The 22,753-nt window shown below is 63.7% G+C and carries 23 protein-coding genes; 12 read left to right on the top strand and 11 right to left on the bottom strand.

What is annotated here, in order from left to right:
• Positions 1-4: 4 nt before the first annotated feature.
• From IE097_RS11810 to IE097_RS11770, 9 genes are all read right to left on the bottom strand, one after another.
• Positions 5-1,255, bottom strand: coding sequence for a beta-barrel domain-containing protein (locus tag IE097_RS11810; protein ID WP_189460988.1), 1,251 nt, complete (start codon positions 1,253-1,255; stop codon positions 5-7).
• Between the two features lie 16 nt (positions 1,256-1,271).
• A complete protein-coding gene (locus IE097_RS11805; RefSeq protein WP_189460986.1) occupies positions 1,272-2,423 on the bottom strand; it encodes a radical SAM protein in 1,152 nt (383 codons plus the stop codon).
• Positions 2,424-2,456: 33 nt separating this feature from the next.
• On the bottom strand, positions 2,457-3,116 hold the full coding sequence (locus tag IE097_RS11800) for a class I SAM-dependent methyltransferase (protein WP_189460984.1): 660 nt from the start codon (positions 3,114-3,116) through the stop codon (positions 2,457-2,459).
• A 9-nt stretch (positions 3,117-3,125) separates the two neighbouring features.
• The gene (locus IE097_RS11795; RefSeq protein WP_189460982.1) at positions 3,126-4,313 is read right to left on the bottom strand and encodes a glycosyltransferase family 2 protein; all 1,188 of its coding nucleotides are present in this window, start codon (positions 4,311-4,313) and stop codon (positions 3,126-3,128) included.
• A gap of 24 nt (positions 4,314-4,337) precedes the next feature.
• A complete protein-coding gene (locus IE097_RS11790; RefSeq protein WP_189460981.1) occupies positions 4,338-5,348 on the bottom strand; it encodes a radical SAM/SPASM domain-containing protein in 1,011 nt (336 codons plus the stop codon).
• Positions 5,345-5,872, bottom strand: a complete 528-nt coding sequence (locus IE097_RS11785; protein ID WP_189460979.1) for a toxin-activating lysine-acyltransferase — start codon at positions 5,870-5,872, stop codon at positions 5,345-5,347. The genes IE097_RS11790 and IE097_RS11785 overlap by 4 nt, the downstream gene beginning before the upstream one ends.
• A complete protein-coding gene (locus IE097_RS11780; protein ID WP_189460977.1) occupies positions 5,869-7,854 on the bottom strand; it encodes a protein adenylyltransferase SelO family protein in 1,986 nt (661 codons plus the stop codon). Before IE097_RS11780 ends, IE097_RS11785 begins: the two co-directional genes overlap by 4 nt.
• 89 nt (positions 7,855-7,943) lie before the next feature.
• On the bottom strand, positions 7,944-8,084 hold the full coding sequence (locus tag IE097_RS11775) for a hypothetical protein (RefSeq protein ID WP_189460975.1): 141 nt from the start codon (positions 8,082-8,084) through the stop codon (positions 7,944-7,946).
• A gap of 341 nt (positions 8,085-8,425) precedes the next feature.
• Entirely contained in the window at positions 8,426-9,352 is a 927-nt protein-coding gene (locus IE097_RS11770; protein WP_189460973.1) for a YihY/virulence factor BrkB family protein, read from the bottom strand.
• 415 nt (positions 9,353-9,767) lie between these two features.
• Here IE097_RS11770 and ychF point away from each other — a divergent pair, with 415 nt between their 5' ends.
• Entirely contained in the window at positions 9,768-10,859 is a 1,092-nt protein-coding gene (gene ychF, locus IE097_RS11765; RefSeq protein ID WP_189460971.1) for a redox-regulated ATPase YchF, read from the top strand.
• Between the two features lie 85 nt (positions 10,860-10,944).
• Here ychF and IE097_RS11760 read toward each other — a convergent pair whose 3' ends face one another.
• Positions 10,945-11,565 carry a TetR/AcrR family transcriptional regulator gene (locus tag IE097_RS11760; protein WP_189460969.1) on the bottom strand — a complete coding sequence of 207 codons (621 nt, stop codon included), beginning with the start codon at positions 11,563-11,565 and terminating at the stop codon, positions 10,945-10,947.
• Positions 11,566-11,683: 118 nt separating this feature from the next.
• Here IE097_RS11760 and IE097_RS11755 point away from each other — a divergent pair, with 118 nt between their 5' ends.
• The 8 genes from IE097_RS11755 to IE097_RS11720 are packed head-to-tail and all read left to right on the top strand — an operon-like array spanning position 11,684 to position 18,412.
• A complete protein-coding gene (locus IE097_RS11755; RefSeq protein WP_229797560.1) occupies positions 11,684-12,970 on the top strand; it encodes an NAD(P)/FAD-dependent oxidoreductase in 1,287 nt (428 codons plus the stop codon).
• The gene (locus IE097_RS11750; RefSeq protein WP_189460967.1) at positions 12,970-13,746 is read left to right on the top strand and encodes a DUF1365 domain-containing protein; all 777 of its coding nucleotides are present in this window, start codon (positions 12,970-12,972) and stop codon (positions 13,744-13,746) included. The genes IE097_RS11755 and IE097_RS11750 overlap by 1 nt, the downstream gene beginning before the upstream one ends.
• On the top strand, positions 13,743-14,954 hold the full coding sequence (locus IE097_RS11745; protein ID WP_189460965.1) for an SAM-dependent methyltransferase: 1,212 nt from the start codon (positions 13,743-13,745) through the stop codon (positions 14,952-14,954). The genes IE097_RS11750 and IE097_RS11745 overlap by 4 nt, the downstream gene beginning before the upstream one ends.
• 1 nt (position 14,955) lies before the next feature.
• Positions 14,956-15,477, top strand: coding sequence for a chalcone isomerase family protein (locus tag IE097_RS11740; protein ID WP_189460963.1), 522 nt, complete (start codon positions 14,956-14,958; stop codon positions 15,475-15,477).
• Positions 15,474-16,688, top strand: coding sequence for an MFS transporter (locus tag IE097_RS11735; RefSeq protein ID WP_189460962.1), 1,215 nt, complete (start codon positions 15,474-15,476; stop codon positions 16,686-16,688). Before IE097_RS11740 ends, IE097_RS11735 begins: the two co-directional genes overlap by 4 nt.
• The gene (locus IE097_RS11730) at positions 16,688-17,254 is read left to right on the top strand and encodes a DUF3833 domain-containing protein (protein ID WP_189461258.1); all 567 of its coding nucleotides are present in this window, start codon (positions 16,688-16,690) and stop codon (positions 17,252-17,254) included. The genes IE097_RS11735 and IE097_RS11730 overlap by 1 nt, the downstream gene beginning before the upstream one ends.
• Positions 17,223-17,996, top strand: a complete 774-nt coding sequence (locus IE097_RS11725) for an SDR family NAD(P)-dependent oxidoreductase (RefSeq protein ID WP_189460960.1) — start codon at positions 17,223-17,225, stop codon at positions 17,994-17,996. Before IE097_RS11730 ends, IE097_RS11725 begins: the two co-directional genes overlap by 32 nt.
• Positions 17,993-18,412: a nuclear transport factor 2 family protein gene (locus IE097_RS11720; RefSeq protein ID WP_229797559.1), complete on the top strand. Its 420-nt coding sequence runs from the start codon at positions 17,993-17,995 to the stop codon at positions 18,410-18,412. The genes IE097_RS11725 and IE097_RS11720 overlap by 4 nt, the downstream gene beginning before the upstream one ends.
• A gap of 17 nt (positions 18,413-18,429) precedes the next feature.
• On the opposite strand, the gene IE097_RS11715 is transcribed toward IE097_RS11720, so the two are convergent.
• The gene (locus IE097_RS11715) at positions 18,430-19,332 is read right to left on the bottom strand and encodes a carbohydrate kinase family protein (protein WP_189460956.1); all 903 of its coding nucleotides are present in this window, start codon (positions 19,330-19,332) and stop codon (positions 18,430-18,432) included.
• A 175-nt stretch (positions 19,333-19,507) separates the two neighbouring features.
• Here IE097_RS11715 and IE097_RS11710 point away from each other — a divergent pair, with 175 nt between their 5' ends.
• The 3 genes from IE097_RS11710 to ppk1 all read left to right on the top strand — a co-directional run bounded on the left by IE097_RS11710 (position 19,508) and on the right by ppk1 (position 22,742).
• Positions 19,508-20,182, top strand: coding sequence for a YiaD family glycine zipper/OmpA-like lipoprotein (locus tag IE097_RS11710; RefSeq protein ID WP_189460954.1), 675 nt, complete (start codon positions 19,508-19,510; stop codon positions 20,180-20,182).
• Positions 20,183-20,312: 130 nt separating this feature from the next.
• On the top strand, positions 20,313-20,585 hold the full coding sequence (locus tag IE097_RS11705) for an oxidative damage protection protein (RefSeq protein ID WP_189460952.1): 273 nt from the start codon (positions 20,313-20,315) through the stop codon (positions 20,583-20,585).
• A 78-nt stretch (positions 20,586-20,663) separates the two neighbouring features.
• Positions 20,664-22,742, top strand: a complete 2,079-nt coding sequence (ppk1, locus tag IE097_RS11700; RefSeq protein ID WP_189460950.1) for a polyphosphate kinase 1 — start codon at positions 20,664-20,666, stop codon at positions 22,740-22,742.
• Positions 22,743-22,753 lie beyond the last annotated feature (11 nt).

Below are 22,753 nucleotides of genomic sequence, written 5' to 3'. Positions count from 1 at the left end.
CCTGCTATCCTTTCAGCGTCGACAGTGGTTCAAACAACCATTCATAGATGCTGCGCGTATCGAGAAACACGTCACCTTGCGTACTCATGCCCACTTTGAGCGGCTCTTCGCGATTTCCGACATTCACGCTGGCCTTGTTCAGCTTGACCTGTACGCGGTAATAGCCCTCGTTGCCAAGATTGAGTCCGGTACGCTGCGCCAGCTCCGAAGGTGGTTGCGCAGCACGCGTTACTTCACGGACCACGCCGGACTGGATGCCGTACTTTTCGTAGGGAAAAGCCTGAAAGCGCAAGCCCACGTGCTGGCCCGGCTTGATGAATCCGACCGACTGGCTGGTTGCATACAGCTCGACGATCAATTCGGAATTTTTGGGGACCACGAGCAGGAGGGTTTCGTTCTGCAGCGCTGATTGCCCCGATTTGGCCGCGATGGCTGTTGCTACCCCGGCGGTCGGCGCCCTGACCATCGCCGAATCCTGGCGTCCCAGTTCGATAAGCTGCTGTTCCAGTTGTTGGAGGCGCCGGTCAAGTTCGACGAGGGAGTTCTCGCCGCCGATGCGCGCCTGCTCCAGATCGGACTGGGAGGACTGGATCTCCTGCCGCAAGCGCAGCAGGTTCTGCCGGGCCTGTTCGGCCTCGCCCTGGGCGGTGGTCAACTCGATTTCCTGTCGTTGCGAGGCCGACTCGGACAGAAAGCCTTGTTGCTGCAGCTGTTGATTCCGGCGCAGCAGGTTTTCCTGAAGGTGTACCCGTTTTTCGGCGATCGCCAGTGCTGTTTGTGCCGTGTGAACTTCGCTGTTCAGGCCCTGCTGTTTGTTGACCAGCGCAGTCGTTTCCAGCTGGTTCAACTGAAGGCGCCGCTCGCGTTCGCGCTCGACCAGCAAGCGTTCACCTTGAATCGATTCTCGCAGTTTGGCCAGCGTGCCAACACCGTCACGGCTGTAGCGCTCCCCGCTCAGGATGAACAATGGTGCGTTCCTGGCGACTTCCTGACCTTCGGTGACCAGTATCGACTGGATTCGCCCCTCTACAGGGGCAACCACCTTGATGAGGCCGGAGGCCGGCATGACGACGCCACTGAGTTTGGCCTTGCGCGTGTATTGCCCGAAGTAGGCGTAGCAAATCAGGGCGATGATCAGGAAAACACCAGCCCAGGCCAGTCGCGTGAGGTTCGGTTGGCTGGGAAGGATGATCCTTCCTTCCAGGCCGACGTTCTGTGCATGTGTTACTTCTTTGCGGAACAGCGAATTGCTCATGCTGGTGCTTGTGACATTAGGTGGGAGAGAGCTCGTGCAGCTTGATGATGCTGCGAGGTGCCGAACGAGGTGCTTGCAGATCGTTCAGGTTACCCAGATTGACACTGGGATGATGCAACAATCGGGATGACAGGATCTCTTGCAGTTGCTCGTGCAGCGGATGGGTCGCAATGTGGACTTGACGCTTTGCCAGCTCCACCTCGGAAAAGGTGCCCCAGTCCGAAAGGTGGCTGAAGTAGACTTCGTCTGCCCCTACGCGTGCCCCCAATGCCACAAAATCGGGCATTTCCCGGAAATTGTTGGCCTGGACCACCATGTGAATTTTGAAGTAACGCAAGGCCTGGCTGCGCCGGAGTGTGGCGATGAAATCCAGATTCTTCAAAAGCCGTGCAAAATCGCCGCCACGGCGATTGATGGCATAGGTCGCTTCGCTGGCTGCGTCGATCGAGATTTCGCAACTCTTGATCCGGGTGCGAACAGCCTCGGGTATCTTGGCCCACATTTCCGGCGTCCAGAGCTGGGCGTTGCTGTGCAGATGGATGCGTGTGTCAGCCCCCAGTTTTGAAGCATCCATCTGGCGAAGCCAGCGATTGAAATAAGGGCTTCCGAATGGATCACCGGAGCCGGTGATGTACAAGGTTTGGAGATGCGGAAGGAACACTTCTTCGACGGTCCGCTGAATGCGCTGGATTTCGTCCTTGAATTCGGTTTCGACAAGTTTCTCGGTGCGGCAAGTCGGGCAGGAGAGATTGCACGAATTGTCGAAACCGCACTCCAGATGCGCAGGAGGCGTGTCCAGAATCACGCTTTGTTCGTCGATGATCGTTCTGAGCTGCGGATCGGTGACGTCGCTCTTGCGGGTCACCGGGTTGGAAATCGTCTCCAGAAAGCCATGCATTTCGTGCGCGGACGCTTCGGATAATGCCGCGGGTTTGGCTGCGCCGTGAAGAAACGGGCAATCGTTCGAGCAGTAGCGGAACGAACCATCGTGAATGGACGCTCGCACCTTCTGTGCATTTTCCGAATTCCAGACGGCCTCAATGCTCAGGTCCGAACTGTGTCCGCGCCAAGTCGGCAGGCGAACCCAGCAGCAGACGCCGGCTTTGCTGCGTTGCAAATCCAGAAACTGAAACGGTTTGCTGCAAAACAAATCGGAACGGGAAGGCATAAGGACACCGCGACTTCTGGAGTTGACAATGAATCAGGGGCAGAACAGTTTTGTTTGCTCTTCGGCAACGACCAAGGCATCCAAATCACAAAACCGCCGCAGGCACACTTGGTAATTTTCGAAAACGGTCTCGACTTCCGGTCCGTAAACCTTGCGGAAACTGTCCACGGCTTTCTTGGGGTAGAAGGTCGCCGCATACTTCTTTTCGGTCATGCGCAACAGCGATGCAGGGAAAAGCCTTTCGATATACCAGTGGTTTTTCCAGTGGTAATCGTCAATCAGCAGAATGCCGCCAATCCGGAGCTTCCGCCATGCGATGACCAGATCCTGCAGGACATGCTTGCCGATGTGGCTACCGTCGAGGTAGATGAAGTCCAGCGACTGATCCGGCTGAGAGATCAGGAAGTCGTAGGATTTCATTTGGTGGAAAACGATGCGTCCCTCATCACGGGCCTGCAGGGTATTGTCCCAGAACACGGTTTTGGGATGGGGGTCGACCGCGTGCAAGACCTGCCCGTCTTGCCGGAAGAACTGCTCGACGAAGTACCGCGAGGTCCGCCCCTCAAACGCGCCGATTTCGAGGCCATGCTGCAAAGGCACGTGCAGGTTTTCAAACGCGACATGGAAGTTGGCCGCATGCATGCTGGTCCAGTCTTCCGAATAATTGGCAGGCAACACCTGTTCCATTTTCATACTCGACTCCTAACGGGTAAGCCAGTGCTTTTTCGTGTTACGCAGCTCATCGATGAAACCGATGACGCTGGCCGGCATGATGGCAATTTCGAAAAGGGGAAAATACAGTGCCTGCAACAGCACATCCTTGATTCCGACTGCCTTTGATTGCAAATATTTGTAATGAAGCAACAGGTTGATCCAGAGCTGCATCACGCCGATGGCACCAATCATCGCGAAGGCCCACCATTGCTCGAAATAGGTGGCTAATGCGGCGGCGAGGAGTGACGGCATCACGGCGCCCTGAATCCAGAGCATGAGCCAGGGCGTAAGCATCAGCGTGCGCGTTTTGGATACCGACCATGCCGCTTTGAAGGCTTCAAGACGGCCACGAGCCCAACGGCGACGCTGCTTGAACAGCCCGCGAACCGACTGCGGTACTTCGGTGTGGGCAATGGCCTCGGGGGCATAGCCAATGTGATAGTTGCTGGCAATCGCTTTCCAGGTCCAGGAAATGTCCTCGACCAGCCAGTGGCTCCAGCCACCGAGCTCGCGAATGGCGCTCATCCGGTGGATGGAGAATGCACCGGAAAGGACATCGACCAAACCGAGCCAGGACTGGGCAAAGCGGATGGCTGCAAAACTGCCGATATGTTCGTAATACTGAAGATATGACATGAACGAATTGTTCTTGCCGGATGCGATGACGCAACCCGACACTGCGGCATAGCGGGGGTTGCTCCATAACCTTTCGACACTCAAACGCATTGCATCCGGTTCGAGCCAGGTGTCGCTATCGACAATTGCGAGCACTTCCGCATCTTCCGGCACCAGGCCAAGAACCTGGTCCATTGCCTTGCCCTTGCAGCCGGAGTTTTCATCCAGTGCAATGAGTTCGTAGTGCTGGCGTCGGGTCGTATTTCCGACCCAATCCGCGATCTGCTCCGGAGCCGAGTTGGTTGAACCATCATTGACCAGCATGACATGCAGTGGAATCGGATAGTCCTGATCATCGATTGCTTGCAGCACATGCATCAAGATGTCGGGATTTTCATTGTAATACGGGACCAGAATGACGCTTTTGGGATACTGGGCGGGCTTGGGGCGCTGGGTATTTCCGAAGCGGAGCTTGATGTTCAAGGTCGCGGTGAGGAAAAACAACGTCACCGAGGAAATGAACAGCGGAAGAAACAGGATGCCGAAGATGATGGGAAACATGCGTTGATCTCGTAGCCGGAAAGGTCAGGCAAGGTTGGCGAGATAGGCGGCCGGACGCTTGAGCGCCGGATCTTTCAAAATGGCCTGATAGTGTTGATGTTCCGGATGGGTCGGCAGGTGAATGGCACGTCGCCGATAATCCTCGTCTTCGAAAGTGCCCCAGTTGTCCAATTTGGTAAATTTCGCCGAATCAAAGCCGAAACCTTCGACGAGCTGAATGAAAAGCGGAACTTCGTGGTAGTTGTTCTTTTGTACAACGAAGTTGCAGCACACATCCTTGACGTGATCTGCCTGGCGCAGTTTCGACAGAAAATCGAGATTCTTCATCAGGCGTTGCCAGTTGCCGGGCGGACGGTTGAGCTGATAGGTCGCATCGCTTGCCGCATCCATGGATACATCAAAGGTCACCTTCAGGCTGCGCAGCGATTGCGGCAAGCGTTCCCAGACTTTCTCCGAAAACAGCTGAAGGTTTGTATGGAAATGAACGTGGCGCAGATGCGGGAATTCGCTTGCATCAAAATTGTAAAGCCAGTCGCGAAGTACCGGCGATGCAAAGACATCCCCCGCGCCACCCAGATTGATGTATTCGACGTCGCGGCTCAGGCCGGCGCGTACTTCGGCAAAAATGTCCTTCACTTCGTGTTTGTCGGACGCAATGATTTCGTGCCGGCACGACGGGCAACGCAAATTGCACGTTTCATCAAACGCCAGATGCAGGTTCTTGGGTAACGGCGCTTGACCATACATTTGCGCCTGGATCAGGGTCCGGATTTCTGCCGGTGCCTCTTCAATGGCCATGACCGGGCCATCCTGGTTCATCAGGTGCGGACAGGCGTTCTGGTGGCAATAGCGAAACGAACCGTCGCTGACACTTTCGCGGAAAGTGGCTGCGCGTTCGGATTGCCAGACCGATTGCAATGATGTCGTGGCGATGTTGCCAATTGGACCGAATTCATGCCAAGCCGAGCAGCAGACGCTGACGTCCCGGTTGGGCAGCACGGCATAATCGATATAGGGTTTGATGCAGATCTTCATGATGCGACGGCCTCATCAAGCGTAAGTGCAGATGTTGCGGTGGGCGCGGTTCGAGCCGCCGGGCTGGCGGCATACCAGGTCAGGACGTGGTGCAACGTGCCGTCGTCATTCCGTCTGATCGAGCGGATGGATCGTGCTTCCGGCCACAACGTGCCGCTTGCATGCTGCTGTCGAAGCAGGCGCAGTGCACTACGGAAACTGCCTTCATTGGCACAGAAATCCATGATGACCAGCCGGTCGCCCTCGTGCCATTCGGACGGATGCAGGATGTAGCGGCCATCGTCAATGAGCCGTTGTTCGGTGGCAGCATTGACCAGCGCCCAGCTCACGAAAGCGACAGGTTTGCCGGTCGGGCTGAAGAAGCTTTTGGTTTGCCCGAGCAGGATGGGAGACATCAGCCAGGCTTCGATGGCAGCAAACTGGAACTTCCGATAGCGCGGATTGCGTGCCAGCACTTCGGCGATGGCGCCAATCTGTGTGGAAACATCAATGCGGCCGGAGAACGGTGCTTCATGCAGCGTCATTGGGTGACCTCGAGCGAAATCGGCGAAGCTTTTGCCGGACTGCCTTCTGCGCCGGGCATGACCGCGCGCAGCGAATCGCTCATGCGCGGTGACAGCGGAAACGACAGCGTCTGCATCCAGCTTGTGCTGCCAGCCGAACTCAACGAGAGCTGGCCAAGATCGGCCAACGACGCAATGAAGGAGGCCGAATCGTTTTGCGCATCCAAGATCACGGCGTCGCCGCCGTCAATGCTGAAAGCGGCAGGCGGTCCGAAGTTTTGAATCCTGACAAAGAGCCGGTCAAGATGGATGTCGAAAACCAGGCGGGCGGTAATCTCGCCGGCGCGCAGACTGCTTTGGCCAAGCAGCAAAAGGTGCGGCGGCAATGCGTGCTCGGCCCGCGCGTGGCCGTCGATCAGCGTCCGGAGATAGTCGTTGATCTCCGCGATGGTTTCGTCGGGTGCAGTAAAGAACGTTTCCCGCATGCGTTGCGTGTCCAGCACCACTGTCCAGTGGTACAGCGCAGTCAGGTCCTGATCGAATTTGGTGGCCTGCAGGCGGGCCAGCTTCAGGAAGCGGGACCACTCCAGCCCCGCGCTGACGACCGAGGTTTGCAGTGCCGGTACGAATTCGACGAAGGCCTGCACGAAGGCGGCCGCCAGTTCCGGCGCCGGGACCAAGTCCAGTATGTCGTCGACCGTGAGGGAATCTGCGCGTTCGAATGCGGTGCCCATCAACGCGGTGAATACGTTGACGGAATCGGGCCCGACGGTTGGCGGGATGATGTTGAGTGGTTTCCGCAGAATATTCCGGATGGCATCGAATAGTGCTTCGCCGGCATGGCGTGCCAGCAGCGCCAGCACCGTACGCGGAACGCCAGCCACCCGCAGGAACGCCAGGGCCTGTTCCTCCTGCAGCGTTTCGCGGAAAATCTTCTGCGAATCGGCACGGCTTGCTGGCGCGAGATCCGGTCGATACTTCTGGAGAAAGAAGTGCAGCTGGGCTATCAAGTCCGTAATTTGCAGCTGGTCATCCCAGAACGGCGGAAAGCCCCGTGCGACCGCATGGTTGGTGTAGTCGGGCAGGGCGGTCATGGTGCCGAAATCGATATATCGGCCGTCGATGGCGATGTTCGAGCTGGTAATCGCGCCGTGGACCAACCGGAGCGAGCGTGCAGACGCCATTTGTCGCGCGATGCGCTCGAACAGTTGCGCAAGTTGCGAGTGGACCGAATCGGTGCCCTGATTCGGCAGTGCAAGGTGAATTCGTTGGGCGGCTTTTTCGACGCGGACATAGTCGGGAGCGAGCAGCGGTCTGGACGCTTCTTCCGGTCTGTAGAAGGTCGCGCGTTCGTAATGGGCCGGACGCAGGTTCGCTTCGCGGATCATCAATGCACTGGCTGCCGGGACGGCAATACCGTCGGCATGACCATAGTTTGACTCGACCTGTTTGCCGGTCGCGATCAAAGCCAGCAGCCGGACTGCACCGTGTGGCAGTTCCTGATTGGCGAGCTCGCCCCAAAGGGCTTCAAGCACGCCTTCATCGAGCGTCGCGCCGCCATAGGTATGCCAGTGGTCCACATTGGTGGCTGCCAGCGGGTTCTTGCCGATACCCTTGATCTGGAACCGGCCGTTCAAGCCGCAGCGGACGCCGCCGCCATTGGCGGCTTCGGTAGTTGCCCCGTAGCGTTCGCCGAGAAACTGTTTTTCTTCAGGGCCATAGTGTTCCAGATCATCGTCGTCCGACGGAACGCCGTAGGCAAACGCGTCAAGCAGAATCGGTTCCAGTTCCTCGAGTGATGCGCTTCCGACGTCGACACCGTAGTCCCGGAGCAGGGCGCGATTGACCCAGACCAGTCGCGCATTTTTGAAGCGACGGGCGGTAAAGGGAACGAACGATTCAACGGGAAGCTCGTTGTCCAGGTAAACGGTGTTGCCCGCGACCGGGTTCTCGTGTGTCTGGATGAGCTGCGTGAGGGCAAGGCGTTGCGCGGCGGTGATCATGGCATTCGTGATGTTGGGGGCCCGGATTGGCCAAGCAGGCAAACCTGCCTGGCCTCAGCGATCAGTAAGGAATTACTGGTCGCAAGGTATTACGGCTGGCTGGTCGAGTTCGAAACCCAAACCAGTTCGCCATAACCGTTGTAGGCCCAGTAGCCGCTTTCGCCGCCGCTGCCGCCTTCACCTGCACCACCGCTAACTTGATTCAGTTCTGCATCAGACAGAAAACGCATTTTGTTTTTCCTGTTGAAAGGTTGAGAAAGTTGCCAAGAAGTTTTGGCAAGCAGATGCTAGCATCAAAAGTTACACGAAAAGACAACTTGCGCGTACATAGTTGTATTTTTGCAAGGGTAAAGTCAGAAATGTGTCCGCGCTCTTACGACATTGGCATCGTCAATGACAAGACCGCACAATGCCATTTCTCATGAATTGCTGCGTTGCAGCATGGTTGTGGCGCGTTTGCGTCGGGTATGGGCAAACAAAAAGCCGCAACCTCCGGTTGGCTGCGGCCTTACACATTGCTTATGTTTTTTGGTTTATATCTTATGAAGGACTGACCTGGCGCAAGACTTGATCAGTGGTTTTCCGGTAAATGATGCGGAAGGGTGTCCTCCGCCACCTTGTGGTGCCGGGGGGGAATCGGTTCGGCGTAAAGGTTGGGCCGGATCGGTACGCCACGCGCCTCGGCCACCGCCTCGGTCAGCTCGGCACCGAGCAGCAGGATCAGCGCCGAGTAGTACACCCACACCAGGAGCACGACGACGCTGCCGGCCGGACCGTAGGCGCCGCCGACGTCGCTGTTGGCGATGTACACGCCGATGGCGATCTTGCCGAGCAGGAACAGCGCATCGGTCAGCGTCGCGCCGACCAGGGCATCGCGCCAGGCAATCTGCGCGTCGGGCAGGATCTTGAAGATCGCCGCGAACACGAAAATGAACACCGCGGTCGAGATCCCGGCTTCGACGCCCTGCCAGGCCAGTGTGTTGCCCGGGACGAACACGCGAATCAGCGTGCTCGCCGCAAAGGAAATCACCAGCAGGAAGGCGACCGCCAGCAACAGCCCGAGTGCGTTCAGCCGCGAGCGAAGCCAGCCCAGTACCGCCGCGCCGGGCTTGGCGCGCAGCCCCCAGACGCGGTTCAGTGCGCCCTGCAACTGGGCGAACACCGCCGAGGCGGCGATCAGCGTGACGCCGAGGCCGATGATCCCGGCGAGGTTGCCGACGCTGGGCCGGCTGCTGGCGTTGTGGATCACCAGCGACACGGCATCGGCGGCCTTGGGGCCGACCAGTTCGTTGAGCCCGTCGATCAGCCGGCCCTGGTAGTCGGCGCTGAGTGACGCGACCACCCACAGCAGCAGCACCAGCAGCGGCGCGAACGACAGCGCCGAGTAAAACGCCAGTGCCGCGGCACGCGTCATGAGTTCGTCATCGAAGAAGCCGTCGATGGTCTTTTCGACCACGCGTCTGACGAGCAGGTACAAGGCATGAATCCGCCCCTGCATTGACAGTACTCCAGTCGGGATCTGCTCTCAGCTTAAGCGTCGACCCCGTCGAAATCGAGCCGGGCGACATCGGACGAAGCCCTGCGCCGTTCCGTTGTCGCTGTGCATGCAGCTGCCGTTGGCGCTGACAACGACCGAGGTTGGCAGCGTTGCGGGCCAGAGCAGACCGGCTGCCGGCGCTCCGGGTTGTGGCTCCGGTATCCGGTCCGGGAGCGGGTGCCGGCTCGCACCGTCACGATCGCGACGCGAGCCGCTTCGGTCTCGGTTCCCGCATCCAGCCATCACCCCTGCCAGGCCGTTGCGGCCGGATACCGGCCGGAATCCGCCTGGTTTGGCGCCCGGAAATGCTACAATCGGCGTTTTTCCCGCTGTGCGTTTCGCGCGCAGGGGATTGATCGATCAAGGATTTTTCCCGATGAGCCTCAAATGCGGCATCGTCGGCCTGCCCAACGTCGGCAAGTCGACGCTATTCAATGCACTGACCAAGGCCGGCATCGAAGCCGCCAATTACCCGTTCTGCACCATCGAACCGAACGTCGGCATCGTCGAAGTGCCGGACCCGCGCCTTGGTGAGCTGGCTGCCATCATCAACCCGCAGAAGATCGTGCCGGCCATCGTCGAATTCGTCGACATCGCCGGTCTGGTCGCCGGTGCGTCCAAGGGCGAAGGTCTGGGCAACCAGTTCCTCGCGAACATCCGCGAGACCGACGCCATCGTCAACGTCGTGCGCTGCTTCGAGAACGACAACATCGTTCACGTCGCCGGCCGCATCGATCCGATCGACGACATCATCGTCATCGGCACCGAACTGGCACTGGCCGACCTGACCGCGGTCGAGAAAGCCATGCAGCGCGAAGGCAAGAAGGCCAAGAGCGGCGACAAGGACGCGCAGGCACTGATCAAGGTGCTGGAAAAGCTGCAGCCGCACCTGAACGAAGGCAAGCCGGCGCGTTCGGCCGGCCTGTCGGACGACGAGAAGCTCGCGATCAAGACGCTGTGCCTGCTGACGATCAAGCCGGCGATGTATGTCGCCAACGTGGCCGAAGACGGTTTCGACAACAACCCACTGCTCGACAAGGTCCGTGCCCACGCCGAGGCCGAAGGCGCGCCGGTGGTCGCCGTCTGCGCCGCGATCGAATCCGAAATCGCCGAGCTCGACGACGCCGACAAGGCCGAGTTCCTCGCCGAGATCGGTCAGGACGAACCGGGTCTGGACCGGCTGATCCGCGCGGCCTACCAGCTGCTGGGCCTGCAGACCTACTTCACCGCCGGCGTGAAGGAAGTCCGTGCCTGGACCATCCATATCGGCGATACCGCGCCGCAGGCTGCCGGCGTGATCCACACCGACTTCGAGCGCGGCTTCATCCGCGCGCAGACGATTTCGTTCGCCGACTTCATCCAGTACAAGGGTGAACAGGGCGCCAAGGAAGTCGGCAAGATGCGTGCCGAAGGCAAGGACTACGTCGTCAAGGACGGTGACGTGCTGAACTTCCTGTTCAACGTCTAGGCCGCGAGTGCGGTGCATGCACCGCAACAAAGACGAACCCGGCATGGCGCTCCGCCAGCCGGGTTTTTTCTTGCCGGCCGCTTCGTCAGATCGGGTCCGCTCCGCTCAGTCCGGCGAAGCTGACGGCGAGCATCTGCCGGACGATGTCGTCGTCGCTGTACTTGCCGTAAAGCTGCAGATAGTCGACGGCCGGGTCGCAGGTGCGGGAGTAGTAGGTGTACAGCAGGGCGTCGTTGGGCAGGTCGCGGCGCAGTTCGCCGCGGTCTTTGCCCTTGACGACGATGCGCTCCAGCTGCTTGTGCAGCTTGAGCGCGCGGGTCACGTAGCGCAGGTTGCGGGTCAGCATGTTGCGCACGTACGGGCTGGTCGACGGCAGGAAGGGCAGCCCGCCCTGCAGCCGCACGCGCAGGGCCCATTCGAGCAGGCCGGCCAGCCGGGCGCGCGGCCCGAGTGAGGCGTCCTGGGCGGCAAGGAAATCCAGTGCGCCGTCGAGCAGCCGGATCATCACTTCGGTTGCCAGGTCCTCCTTGGACCTGAAGTGCTTGTACAGGCTGGGCTTGGACAGGCCGGCTTCACCGGCGACGTCGTCCATGGTCATCAGGTCGAATCCCTTGCTGGCGAGCAGCCGGGTCGTTGCGTCGAGCACGGCCTGCTCGCGCAGTTTGAATGCCTGATCCTTGAAGCTGAGCTTGGCGATGATACTCATCGGTACGAACCTTTACTGATCGGTATCTTTTTTGTCTACCCGGTTCTATTCTGGCAACAGGCAGCGGCAAATCACAAGCCGAATTCGATTTTCGTGGTCCAGTCTCCCGGGAGCGCCCGTGACTACCGATACTTCGACGCAGCAGCGTATCGCCATCATCGGCGCCGGCATCGCCGGGCTGGCCAGTGCCTATCTCTTGTCGCGCCGGCACACGGTCACGCTGTACGAGTCCGGTGACTATCTGGGCGGGCACACCAACACGGTCGACGTCAGCCTCGACGGTCTCAGCCACCCGGTGGATACCGGTTTTCTGGTGTTCAACGACCGCACCTACCCGAACCTGATCGCCCTGTTCGACGAGCTGGGCGTGGCGTCGCACGCGACCGGGATGACGTTTGCGGTGTCGGTCGACGACGGCCGGCTCGAATGGGCCGGCAGCAACCTGAATACCGTGTTCGCCCAGCGCCGCAATCTGCTGTCGCCGCAGTTCGTCGGCATGCTGCGCGACATCCTGCGCTTCAACGCCGCGGCGCAAGCCGGTCTGGATGCGGCGATCGAGAGCCGGATCACGCTGGCGCAGCTGCTGGAGCAGGGCCGCTACGGCCGGGCGTTTCGCGATGCCTACCTGTTGCCGATGGCGGCGGCGATCTGGTCGAGCGCCCCCGGCGACATCCTGCGCTTTCCGGCGACGACCTTCCTGCGTTTCTGTCTCAATCATGCGCTGCTGCAGGTCAACGACCGGCCGCAATGGCGCAGCGTGATCGGCGGCGGCCGCGACTACGTGCGACGCATCGCCGCGACGCTGAACGACGTGCGGCTGCGGACTCCCGTGTACGGCGTGCAGCGCCACGACGGGCGGGTGCTGGTCCGTACCGACGACGGCGTCGAGGCCTTCGATGCCGTGGTGTTTGCCACCCACGCGCCCGATACGCTGAAACTGCTCGACGACGCCGGTGACGACGAGCGCCGGGTACTCGGCGCTGTACGTTACCAGCCGAATACCGCCGTGCTGCATACCGACACCGGCCAGCTGCCGCGACGGCAGTCGGTATGGTCGGCATGGAACTGCCTGGCGCGGACCGGCGACGACGGCAACCGGCCGGTGTGCGTGAGTTATCTGCTGAACCGGCTGCAGCCGCTGCCGTTCACCCGGCCGGTGATCGTGACGCTGAACCCGCACACCGAGCCCGATCCGGCGCGGGTGCTGGCGCGCTTCGAATACGACCATCCGCTGCTCGACCAGCCGGCGATCGATGCGCAGGCGAAGCTGGCGCAGCTGCAGGGCCGGCGGCGCAGCTGGTATGCCGGTGCGTGGACCGGCTACGGCTTTCACGAGGACGGCCTGAAATCGGCCCTGCGCGTTGCCGACGCCTTCGGCGTGTTGCCGGCATGGGCGGTACGGTGATGCACGCCGCCTACCTGCTCGACGCGCGGGTCATGCACGAACGGCTGCGTCCGGTCGCCAGCCGCTTCGTCTACCCGCTGTTCTGCGTCCGGGTCGATCTGGACCGGCTCGACGACGCCGGCAACCGCTGGTTCGGCATCGACTGCCGCCGTCCGCTGTCGCTGCGGCTTTGCGACTACGGCCCGCGGGACGGCAGCCCGCTGGCACCGTGGCTGCGGGCGCTGCTGGCCGATGCCGGACTGCCGGCCGACGGCGCGATCTGGCTGCAGACGATCCCGCGCCTGTTCGGCCATGCCTTCAACCCGGTCAGCTTCTGGTTCTGCCACGACCGCGCCGGTGCGCTGCGCGCGGTGCTGGCCGAGGTCAACAACACCTTCGGCGAATCGCACCGCTATCTGCTGGCTGCGCCCGGTGCCGGCGCCATCGGTGCCGACACCATGCTGAGCAGCCGCAAGGTGTTTCACGTTTCGCCCTTCCTCGGTGTCGAGGGTTGCTATGCCTTCCGCTTCCGTGAAACCGCGACGACAAGCTTTGTCGGCATCGATCACCACGACCGCGCCGGTGTGGTGCTGCGGACCTCGATCGGCGGTCGCCTTGCGCCGCTGACCGCCGCGCGCGCGCGCCGGCTGGTGCTGTGTTCGCCGTTCAACGCGCTGGCGGTGCTGGCGCGCATTCACTGGCAGGCGCTGCGGCTGTGGTGGCGGCGTGTGCCGTTCCACCGCAAGCCGGCGCCGCCGCAGGCCGCGTTGTCCCGCTCCGAGGAGGCCCAGCCATGAGCCACAGCGATACCCTGACCCTGAGTGATGCCCCGATGCCGGCGCCGGCCCGCGTGTTCATGTCGCTGCTGGCGCGGCTGACCGAGGGCAGCCTTGGCGTGATCACCCCGGCCGGCCGGCGGCATGATTTCGGCAACCGCGCCGCGCCGCATGCCGAGCTGGTGCTCAACGACTGGCGCGCCTGCGGTGCGATTCTCGCCGGCGGCGACATCGGCTTTGCCGACGCCTACCGCAACGGCTGGCTCGACAGCCCGGATCTTGCCGCGCTGGTGCGGCTGGCGATCCGCAACGACGCGGTACTGACGCGCGCGCTGTTCGGCGGCCGGCTGGCCCGGCTCTGGTACGCCCTGCGGCACCGGCTGCGCGCCAACACCCGCGGCGGCAGCCGGCGCAACATCCACGCCCACTACGATCTGGGCAACGACTTCTACGCGCGCTGGCTCGACCCGGGCTGGAGCTATTCGAGCGCGCTGTTCGACGGCGACCTGCAGCGTCCGCTGTTCGACGCCCAGTGCGCCAAGTACCAGCGCATCATCGACCGGCTGCAGTTGCGTGCCGGCATGCAGGTGCTGGAAATCGGCTGCGGCTGGGGCGGGTTTGCCGAGCATGCGGCCCGGCAGGGCATCGCGGTGCACGGCATCACCCTGTCGCCATCGCAACTGCGCGTCGCGCAGGCGCGCATCGCCGACGCCGGCCTGCAGCCGCTGGCGCGGCTCGAACTGCGCGACTACCGCGATCTCGCCGGCAGCTACGATGCCGTGGTGTCGATCGAGATGTTCGAAGCGGTCGGCGAGCGGTTCTGGCCGCAGTACTTCGGGATCCTGCGGGCCCGGCTCAGGCCCGGCGGACGGGCGATGGTGCAGTCGATCACCATCGACGAGGCTTTCTTCGCGCGCTATCGCGCCAGCAGCGACTTCATCCGCGAGTACATTTTTCCCGGCGGCATGCTGCCGAGCGTGCCGCGCTTCGAAGCCGCCGCCGCGGCATCCGGACTGGCCACGCGCGAGGTGTTCCGCTTCGGCGCCGACTATGCCGAAACGTTGCGGCGCTGGGCCCGCAGCTTCGAGTCGCAGTGCGAGGCGATTCTGGCCCAGGGCTTCGACGAGCGCTTCATCCGCGTCTGGCGGCTGTATCTGGCTTACTGCGAGGCCGGCTTCGACGAAGGTCGTACCGATGTCGTGCAGTGCCTGCTGCACAGGCAGGACTGAGATGCGCGCGCTGCTTGCTGGCCTGCAATTGGCCTTGCTGCTGGCCAGCGGACCGGCCGGCGCCGGCTGGCGCGACGACGTGGCGGACGCCCGGCTGCAGGGCGAAGGCATGCTGCGCTACATCGGTTTCCCGGTGTATCAGGCCCGCTTGTGGAGCGCCGTACCGCCGTCGGGCGACGCGGTGCCGTTTGCACTGGAATTGCATTACCGGCGCAGCATCAGCCGCGAACGCTTGGCCGACACCAGCATCGACGAGATCCGGCGGATCTTCGGCGAGCGCTATGACGACGCGCACCTGCAGCAATGGCGCGGCGCCATGCTGCGTGCCTTTGTCGACGTCAGGGACGGCGACCGCATCACCGGGGTCTTCCTGCCCGGCCGTGGCGCGCGCTTCTATGCCGGAGAGCGGCTGACGGCCGACATCGCCGACCCGGTGTTCGCGCACGCCTTCTTCGCGATCTGGCTCGACCCGGCGACGCGCGATCCGGCGCTGCGGGCCAGCCTGCTGGGGCTGCCGCGATGAAAACCGCCGCCTACGGCCTGCTCGGCCTGCCGCTGGCGATGGCGGCGCTACCGGTGTATGTGCAGGCACCGGCGTATTACGCCGACCGGCTCGGCCTGCCGCTCGGGCTGACCGGCGCCGTGCTGTTCGGTGCGCGGCTGGTCGATACCGTGCAGGACCCGTGGCTGGGCCGTGTCATCGACCGGCTGGTCCGTCGCGACCGGCTGGCGCCGTGGCTGACCGGCAGTGCGGTGGTCCTGGCCGCCGCCTTTGCCGCGCTGTGGCTGCCGCCGGTACGGCAGAGCGCGGCGCTGGCCGGCTGGCTGGCGCTGATGCTGGTGCTGGTCTGCACCGCGCACAGCGCGCTGAACATCGCCTATCTCGGCTGGGGCGCGCGCCTCGATCCCGATCGCCGCGTGCTGACCCGTGCGGCTGCATGGCGCGAAGCGGCTGGCCTGCTGGGCGTGCTGCTCGCCAGCGTGCTGCCGGTCTGGCTGCTGCAGGGCGCCGCCGCGCCGGGAATGGCGGCGTTCTCGGTGCTGTTCGCGCTGTTGCTCGCGGCCGGTCTGGCGGTGCTGCTGCTGGCCGCGCCGCCATGGCTGGCCGCCCGCGACGCGATCCAGGCCGGCTGGCGCCAGGCGCTGGCACAACCGCGGTTCCGCCGTCTGCTGTGGCCCTTGCTGGCGAATGCGATTTCGGTGGCGATCCCGGCGACGCTGGCGCTGTTCTTCATCCGCGACCGGCTGGCCGCAGCCGGTGCGGCAGGATGGCTGCTGGGCGCCTATTTCCTTGCCGGCGCGCTCGGCCTGCCGCTGTGGACCCGCCTGGCCGGATGCATCGGCACGGTACGGGCCTGGCGTTCGGGGATGCTGCTGGCGGTGGTTGCCTTTGTCCGGGCCGGTACGCTCGGCCCGGGTGACGTGCTCGCCTATCTGCTGGTCTGCGTGCTGGCCGGGCTGGCACTGGGGGCCGATCTGGCGCTGCCGCCGGTCCTGCTGGCCGAACGGATTCCGCCGGGCGAACAGCCGGCCGGCTATTACGGCATCTACACGCTGCTGGGCAAGCTGGCGCTGGCCCTGTCGGCGCTGGCGCTGCCGCTGCTGGCCTGGCTCGACTACCGGCCTGGCCAGCCGGCCGGCGACGCGCTGGCACTGACGTATGCGCTGTTGCCCTGCGTGTTCAAACTGCTTGCCTGGCATTCGCTCGGGCGCATGATCAGGGAGGAAGCATGATGTCGCGACGTCTCCTCTGCCTGCTGGCCCTGCCGCTGTGTGCGGCCTGCAGCGCACCGCCGGTCCAGCACTACGCCGCCGGGCGGCCGCGTTTCGATCTGGCGGCGTATTTCACCGGCACCGTCGATGCCTGGGGCATGTTCCAGCAACGCGACGGCGAGGTGGTCAAGCGCTTTACCGTGGTGATCGAAGGCCGGCGTGAACGCGACACGCTGGTGCTCGACGAGCGGTTCGCCTACAGCGACGGGACGACGCAGCAGCGCGTCTGGACGCTGGTGCAGGCGGCCGACGGTCGCTGGCACGGCACTGCCGACGATGTGGTCGGCGAGGCCGTCGGCGAATCGGCCGGCAACGCCTTCAACTGGCGCTATACGCTGCGTTTGCCGGTCGGTGGCCGCAGCTACGAGGTGGCGTTCGACGACTGGATGTTCCAGATGGACGACGAAACCCTGCTCAACCGCGCGCGGATGAGCAAGTTCGGCATCGACCTGGGCGAAGTGACGCTGTTCTTCCGCAAGCGCGCCGGAGGCGACCATGCTCGCCGCGATGAATCCGCCCTGTCGTGACTGGTCCGGTCGCCGCGTCTGGCTGATCGGGGCGTCCAGCGGCATAGGCGCCGCGCTGGCCGAAGGCTTGATGCGCGCGGGCGCACGCGTGGCGCTGACCGCCCGCAATGCCGCGCGCCTGCAGGCGCTGGCCAATCCGGCGGCACTGGTGCTGCCGTTCGACGCGACCGAACCGGTGGCCTGGGCCGAGGCGTTTGCCACGCTGCAGGCGCAATGGGGCGGTGTCGACCTGCTGGTGTTCTGCGCCGCCGATTACCGGCCCGAGCGGGCCTGCGACGTGCGGGCCGACCGGGTGGCGCGGACGCTGGAAACCAATCTCGGCAGCGTCTATTACGGACTGGAAGCGGTGCTGCCGACCATGTTGCGCGAGAAAACCGGCGGCATTGCACTGGTCGCCAGCGTGGCCGGTTACGTCGGTCTGCCCGGTGCCGCGGTGTACGGGCCGAGCAAGGCGGCGCTGATCAATCTGGCCGAACTGCTGTACGCCGAGCTCCGGCAGCACGCGCTGCCGGTCTACCTGATCAACCCCGGCTTCGTGGCGACGCGGCTGACGGCGAAGAACGACTTCCCGATGCCGGCCCTGCAGACCCCGGAGCAGGCTGCGCACCACATCCTGCGCGGGGTCGAACGTGGCCGGTTCGAAATCCACTTTCCCTACCGGTTCACGCTATGGATCAAACTGCTTCGCCTGCTGCCCTACCGGATTCGCCTGCCGCTGTTGCGCCGGCTGGCCCGGCCGTGAACACGGCGCTGAATGCGCTGCTCGCCTGGTACGAGACACTGAGTCCGGCCACGCTGGACGACCTCGGCCGCCACTACGCCGACAACGTCCACTTCAAGGACCCGTTCAATGACGTGCACGGGCTGGCGGGCGTGCGCCGGGTGTTCGCACACATGTTCGCCAGCACCGGCACGCCGCGGTTCACCGTGCTCGAACGCGTGGCCGACGGTCGTCAGGCCTTCGTCACCTGGGACTTCCACTGCACGGTGCGCGGCCGGCCGCTGACGCTGCATGGCGCCAGCCGGCTGTGCTTCGACGCGCACGGGCGGGTCTGTCTGCACCGCGACTACTGGGATTCGGCCGAGGAACTGCTGCACAAGCTGCCGGTCATCGGCGCGCCGCTGCGCGGGCTGAGGCGACTGCTGTCGGCACGCTGAGCGTCGTGACGCCGTGCTCAGCGGCCGGTCAGCGCCTCGACTTCGTCCCAGGTCGCCGCATACGCACCCGCATGGCTGGCGGCCAGTGCCGCCGCAGCGGCGGCATGGCGCAGATGGCGGCCGGTCGGCGCATCGGGGGCGTGCAGCACGCTGGCCATCCAGCCGCCCATGCTGGCGTCGCCGCAGCCGACGGTGTCGACCACCTCGACGGCAAACACCGGCTGGTCGATCACCGCATCGCCGTGCAGCCAGCGCATGCCGTCCGCGCCTCGGGTCAGCAGGATTTCGGCCTGCGGTGCCAGCGCGCGCAGGCCGGCCAGTCCCTGTTCCGGCGTCCGGCCGGCAAAGAGCTGGCCGAGGTCTTCGTCGGAAACCTTGATGTAGTTCGCCAGCGCAGCCAGCGTCCGGAAGGTCTCGGCATAGTGCGGCGCCTTCATCGGCTCGCGCCAGTTCGGATCGAAGGCGATGCGCTTGCCGGCGGCCGCGGCGGCTTTCGCCACGTCGACCAGCCGGCCGGCCAGCGGCTGGCGCGCCAGACTGATGCAGCCGAACTGGACGATGTCGGCAGCGGCCAGCCAGCCTTCGGGCAGTTGCGCCGGGTCGAAGGCGAGATCGGATTCGCCGACGAAGAAGTACTGCGGTGGCCGCGTCGACGGCACCATCGCGAGCAGCGGCGCGGCGTCGGTGCGCTGGATGAAGCGCGCATCGAGCCCGGCCGTTTGCGACAGCCGGGCGAGTTCGTCGCCGAACACGTCGAGGCCCAGTGCGCCGCCGTAGCCGGTGGCAATGCCGAGCCGGCTGGCGACGCGGGCGACGTTCCAGCACGCACCCCCGGGCTGCGCCAGCCAGCGGTCGTCATCCTGGCGGATGAAATCGGTGAGGGCTTCACCGAAAACGACGAAGCGGGGCAAGGCAGCCATGGGTGAACTCCGGAACGTGGAAACGGTCATGCTGCCAGAGCGATGCGGGTGTGGGTAGTACGGCGAACGCCTGCCCAGCACCGAGGTCAAGCCCCGGCAATGTGACCTTTGCCGCATCGCAATGGCAAGTGATTTGCCATAATCACGCACTGAATCGAATTCTGGAGAAAGCCTGATGCGCAAGTCCCTGATCGTTGCCCCGCTGCTGGGTGCCCTGTTGCTGTCTGCCTGCGCCACCAATGACCTCGGTGAAAAGCGCGACCTGAACAACACCGAGATGGGCGCGATCATCGGCACGCTCGGCGGCGCGGCCATCGGTGCGGCGGTCAACCACAACAACCGTGGCAAGGGTGCGCTGATCGGTGCGGTGGGTGGCGGTCTGGCCGGCGGCGGCATCGGTTACTACATGGATACCCAGGCCAAGGACCTGCAGAAGCAGCTGGCGCCGGAAATCCAGAAGGGCGAGATCACCGTGCAGAAGCAGTCCGACAACACGCTGCTGGTCAGCATGACGTCGAACACCGGTTTCGACAGCAGTTCGGCGGTGATCAAGCCGGGCTACACGCCGACGCTCGACAAGATCGCCAAGGTGGTCAACCAGTACGGCAAGACCTCGATCACCGTCGTCGGCCATACCGACAGCAGCGGCAAGGCCGACAAGAACATGGTGCTGTCGCAGCAGCGTGCGCAGGCCGTGACCGACTACTTCATCGGCCGCAACGTCAACCCGGTCCGCCTGCAGGCCGTCGGCAAGGGCATCACCGAACCGCGCGCCGACAACGCCACGCCGGCCGGCCGCGCGCTGAACCGTCGCGTCGAGCTGTGGATCGTCCCGGTCCGCGCCGACTGACCGGTCCGGCCGGATGCAAAAGCGCGGCATGCCGCGCTTTTTTCATGCCTGCATGCCACGCCGGCACCGGCTGTCATCGCGCTGCAACACAGGTATGATTGAATGTTTCGCCCCATTGGAGAGCACCACCATGAGCCGCATGGTCCACTGTGTGAAACTTGGCCGTGAGGCCGAGGGTCTCGATTTCCCGCCACTGCCCGGTGAAATCGGCAAAAAGCTGTATGACAGCGTCTCGAAAGAAGCCTGGGCTGCCTGGGTGAAGCACCAGACGATGCTGATCAACGAGAACCGCCTCAACCTCGCCGACCCGAAGGCACGCCAGTACCTGCAGCAGCAGTTGCAGAACTACTTCTTCGGCGCGGGTGCCGACGAGATCGCCGGTTTCGTACCGCCGAGCGCGTAATCGAATGCTGCAGGCCGCCTCGTGCGGCCTGTTTCCATTTTCCGTCCGCGCAAGCGGCGCGATGTGTGAAGTGAGCCCATGATCTACAAGCCCGCCGACAACCAGTTGATGCTCAACCGTGAGCTCGGTCTCCTGGAGTTCAACCGCCGCGTGTTCGCACAGGCCGAGGACACGGGCAATCCGCTGCTCGAGCGTCTGAAGTTCCTCTGCATCGTCTCGAGCAACCTCGACGAATTCTTCGAGGTGCGGGTCGCCTGGCTGAAGGAAAACATCCGCCAGTACCCGACCCGGCTACTGCCCGAAGGACTGACGCCGCAGCAGGCGTTCGAGCTGCTGGCACGCGAGGCGCACGATGTCGTCGAACGGCAGTACCGGCTGTTCCGCGAGGTGATGCTGCCGGCGCTGGCGGAAGAGGGCATCCACTTCCTGCGCCGCAGCCTGTGGAACGAAGCGCAACGCGCCTGGGTGAAGGACTTCTTTTTCCGCGAACTGATGCCGGTGCTGACGCCGATCGGGCTCGACCCGTCGCATCCGTTCCCGCGCGTGCTGAACAAGTCGCTCAACTTCATCGTCGAGCTCGAAGGCCGCGACGCCTTCGGCCGCAGCGCCTCGATGGCCATCGTCCAGGCGCCGCGCATCCTGCCGCGCTTCGTCAAGATGCCCAAGGAGGTTAGCGGCGTCGAGCACGGCTTCGTCTTCCTGTCGTCGATCCTGCACGCCCATGTCGACGAGCTGTTCGTCGGCATGAACGCGCTCGGCTGCTACCAGTTCCGCGTCACGCGCGACTCGGACCTCAGCGTCGACGACGACGACATCAAGGACCTGCGCGCCGCGCTCGAGGGCGAACTGAGCCAGCGGCCGTTCGGCGATGCGGTGCGGCTCGAGGTCGCCGACAATTGCCCGAAACACCTGCAGGATTTCCTGCGCCAGCAGTTCGGCCTGGCCGAGATCGACGTCTACCGCGTCGGCGGCCCGGTGAACCTGGTGCGGCTGATGCAGGTGCCCGACCAGGTCGACCGGCCGGACCTGAAGTTCGAGCCGTTCATGCCGGGCATCCCGGTCGAACTGCGCAAGCAGCCCGATGTGTTCTCGGCGATCCGCCACGGCGACATCCTGCTGCACCATCCGTACCAGAGCTTCACCCCGGTGATCGACTTCCTGCAGCAGGCGGCGACCGACCCGAACGTCGTGGCGATCAAGATGACCATCTACCGCACCGGCAGCGAGTCGGCGCTGATGGACGCGCTGGTCGAAGCGGCGGCGCGCGGCAAGGAAGTCACCGTCGTGGTCGAGCTGATGGCGCGCTTCGACGAGGAGGCCAACATCAACTGGGCGGCCAAGCTCGAACGCGCTGGCGCGCACGTGGTCTACGGCGTCTACGGCTACAAGACCCATGCCAAGATGCTGCTGGCGGTGCGGCGCGAGGACGGCAAACTGCGCCGCTACGCCCACGTCGGCACCGGCAACTACCATCCGCGCACGTCCAAGCTCTATACCGACTTCGGGCTGATGACCGCCAACGACGAGATCACCAGCGACGTCAACGACGTGTTCATGCAGCTGACCGGCCTCGGCCTTGCCGGCGACCATCTGCGGCTGTGGCAGGCCCCGTTCACGCTGCAGCCGAACATCATCAAGGCGCTCGACCGCGAGATCCTCAACGCCCGTGCCGGCCGCAAGGCGGTGGTGATCGCCAAGATGAACGCGCTGCTCGAACCGACGGTGATCGAGAAGCTGTACGAGGCCAGCCAGGCCGGCGTGACCATCCACCTGATCGTGCGCGGCGTCTGCGCGCTGCGTCCGGGCATGCCGGGACTGTCCGAGAACATCAAGGTGCGCTCGATCATCGGTCGCTTCCTCGAACACCACCGGGTGTTCTACTTCTATAACGACGGTGCCGAGGATGTGTACCTGTCGAGTGCCGACTGGATGGGCCGCAACCTGTTCCGCCGGATCGAGATCGCCTTCCCGGTGCTCTCGACGAAGATCAAGCGCCGGGTCATCCGCGAAAGCCTGCGGCCGTATCTGGTCGACAACACGCAGGCGTGGGAAATGCTCGCCGACGGCCGCTACCGCCGCAAGAGTGCGCGTGGCGGCAAGCGCCGCAACGCCCAGCTGAGCCTGCTGGCCGAACTCGGCGCCAAGCAGCGGACCTGATCCGGGGAGGC

Origin of the sequence: Jeongeupia chitinilytica (assembly GCF_014652315.1) — a bacterium.
In the GTDB taxonomy this organism is placed as follows: Bacteria; Pseudomonadota; Gammaproteobacteria; order Burkholderiales; family Chitinibacteraceae; genus Jeongeupia; species Jeongeupia chitinilytica.
This window is presented reverse-complemented; position numbering and strand designations above follow the sequence as displayed.

What these genes read in the sequence shown, in the direction of transcription:
- IE097_RS11810 (WP_189460988.1), bottom strand. Translation starts at nt 1,255, where the DNA reads ATGAGCAATTCGCTGTTCCGCAAAGAAGTAACACATGCACAGAACGTC.
- IE097_RS11805 (WP_189460986.1), bottom strand. Translation starts at nt 2,423, where the DNA reads ATGCCTTCCCGTTCCGATTTGTTTTGCAGCAAACCGTTTCAGTTTCTG.
- IE097_RS11800 (WP_189460984.1), bottom strand. Translation starts at nt 3,116, where the DNA reads ATGAAAATGGAACAGGTGTTGCCTGCCAATTATTCGGAAGACTGGACC.
- IE097_RS11795 (WP_189460982.1), bottom strand. Translation starts at nt 4,313, where the DNA reads ATGTTTCCCATCATCTTCGGCATCCTGTTTCTTCCGCTGTTCATTTCC.
- IE097_RS11790 (WP_189460981.1), bottom strand. Translation starts at nt 5,348, where the DNA reads ATGAAGATCTGCATCAAACCCTATATCGATTATGCCGTGCTGCCCAAC.
- IE097_RS11785 (WP_189460979.1), bottom strand. Translation starts at nt 5,872, where the DNA reads ATGACGCTGCATGAAGCACCGTTCTCCGGCCGCATTGATGTTTCCACA.
- IE097_RS11780 (WP_189460977.1), bottom strand. Translation starts at nt 7,854, where the DNA reads ATGATCACCGCCGCGCAACGCCTTGCCCTCACGCAGCTCATCCAGACA.
- IE097_RS11775 (WP_189460975.1), bottom strand. Translation starts at nt 8,084, where the DNA reads ATGCGTTTTCTGTCTGATGCAGAACTGAATCAAGTTAGCGGTGGTGCA.
- IE097_RS11770 (WP_189460973.1), bottom strand. Translation starts at nt 9,352, where the DNA reads ATGCAGGGGCGGATTCATGCCTTGTACCTGCTCGTCAGACGCGTGGTC.
- ychF (WP_189460971.1), top strand. Translation starts at nt 9,768, where the DNA reads ATGAGCCTCAAATGCGGCATCGTCGGCCTGCCCAACGTCGGCAAGTCG.
- IE097_RS11760 (WP_189460969.1), bottom strand. Translation starts at nt 11,565, where the DNA reads ATGAGTATCATCGCCAAGCTCAGCTTCAAGGATCAGGCATTCAAACTG.
- IE097_RS11750 (WP_189460967.1), top strand. Translation starts at nt 12,970, where the DNA reads ATGCACGCCGCCTACCTGCTCGACGCGCGGGTCATGCACGAACGGCTG.
- IE097_RS11745 (WP_189460965.1), top strand. Translation starts at nt 13,743, where the DNA reads ATGAGCCACAGCGATACCCTGACCCTGAGTGATGCCCCGATGCCGGCG.
- IE097_RS11740 (WP_189460963.1), top strand. Translation starts at nt 14,956, where the DNA reads ATGCGCGCGCTGCTTGCTGGCCTGCAATTGGCCTTGCTGCTGGCCAGC.
- IE097_RS11735 (WP_189460962.1), top strand. Translation starts at nt 15,474, where the DNA reads ATGAAAACCGCCGCCTACGGCCTGCTCGGCCTGCCGCTGGCGATGGCG.
- IE097_RS11730 (WP_189461258.1), top strand. Translation starts at nt 16,688, where the DNA reads ATGTCGCGACGTCTCCTCTGCCTGCTGGCCCTGCCGCTGTGTGCGGCC.
- IE097_RS11725 (WP_189460960.1), top strand. Translation starts at nt 17,223, where the DNA reads ATGCTCGCCGCGATGAATCCGCCCTGTCGTGACTGGTCCGGTCGCCGC.
- IE097_RS11715 (WP_189460956.1), bottom strand. Translation starts at nt 19,332, where the DNA reads ATGGCTGCCTTGCCCCGCTTCGTCGTTTTCGGTGAAGCCCTCACCGAT.
- IE097_RS11710 (WP_189460954.1), top strand. Translation starts at nt 19,508, where the DNA reads ATGCGCAAGTCCCTGATCGTTGCCCCGCTGCTGGGTGCCCTGTTGCTG.
- IE097_RS11705 (WP_189460952.1), top strand. Translation starts at nt 20,313, where the DNA reads ATGAGCCGCATGGTCCACTGTGTGAAACTTGGCCGTGAGGCCGAGGGT.
- ppk1 (WP_189460950.1), top strand. Translation starts at nt 20,664, where the DNA reads ATGATCTACAAGCCCGCCGACAACCAGTTGATGCTCAACCGTGAGCTC.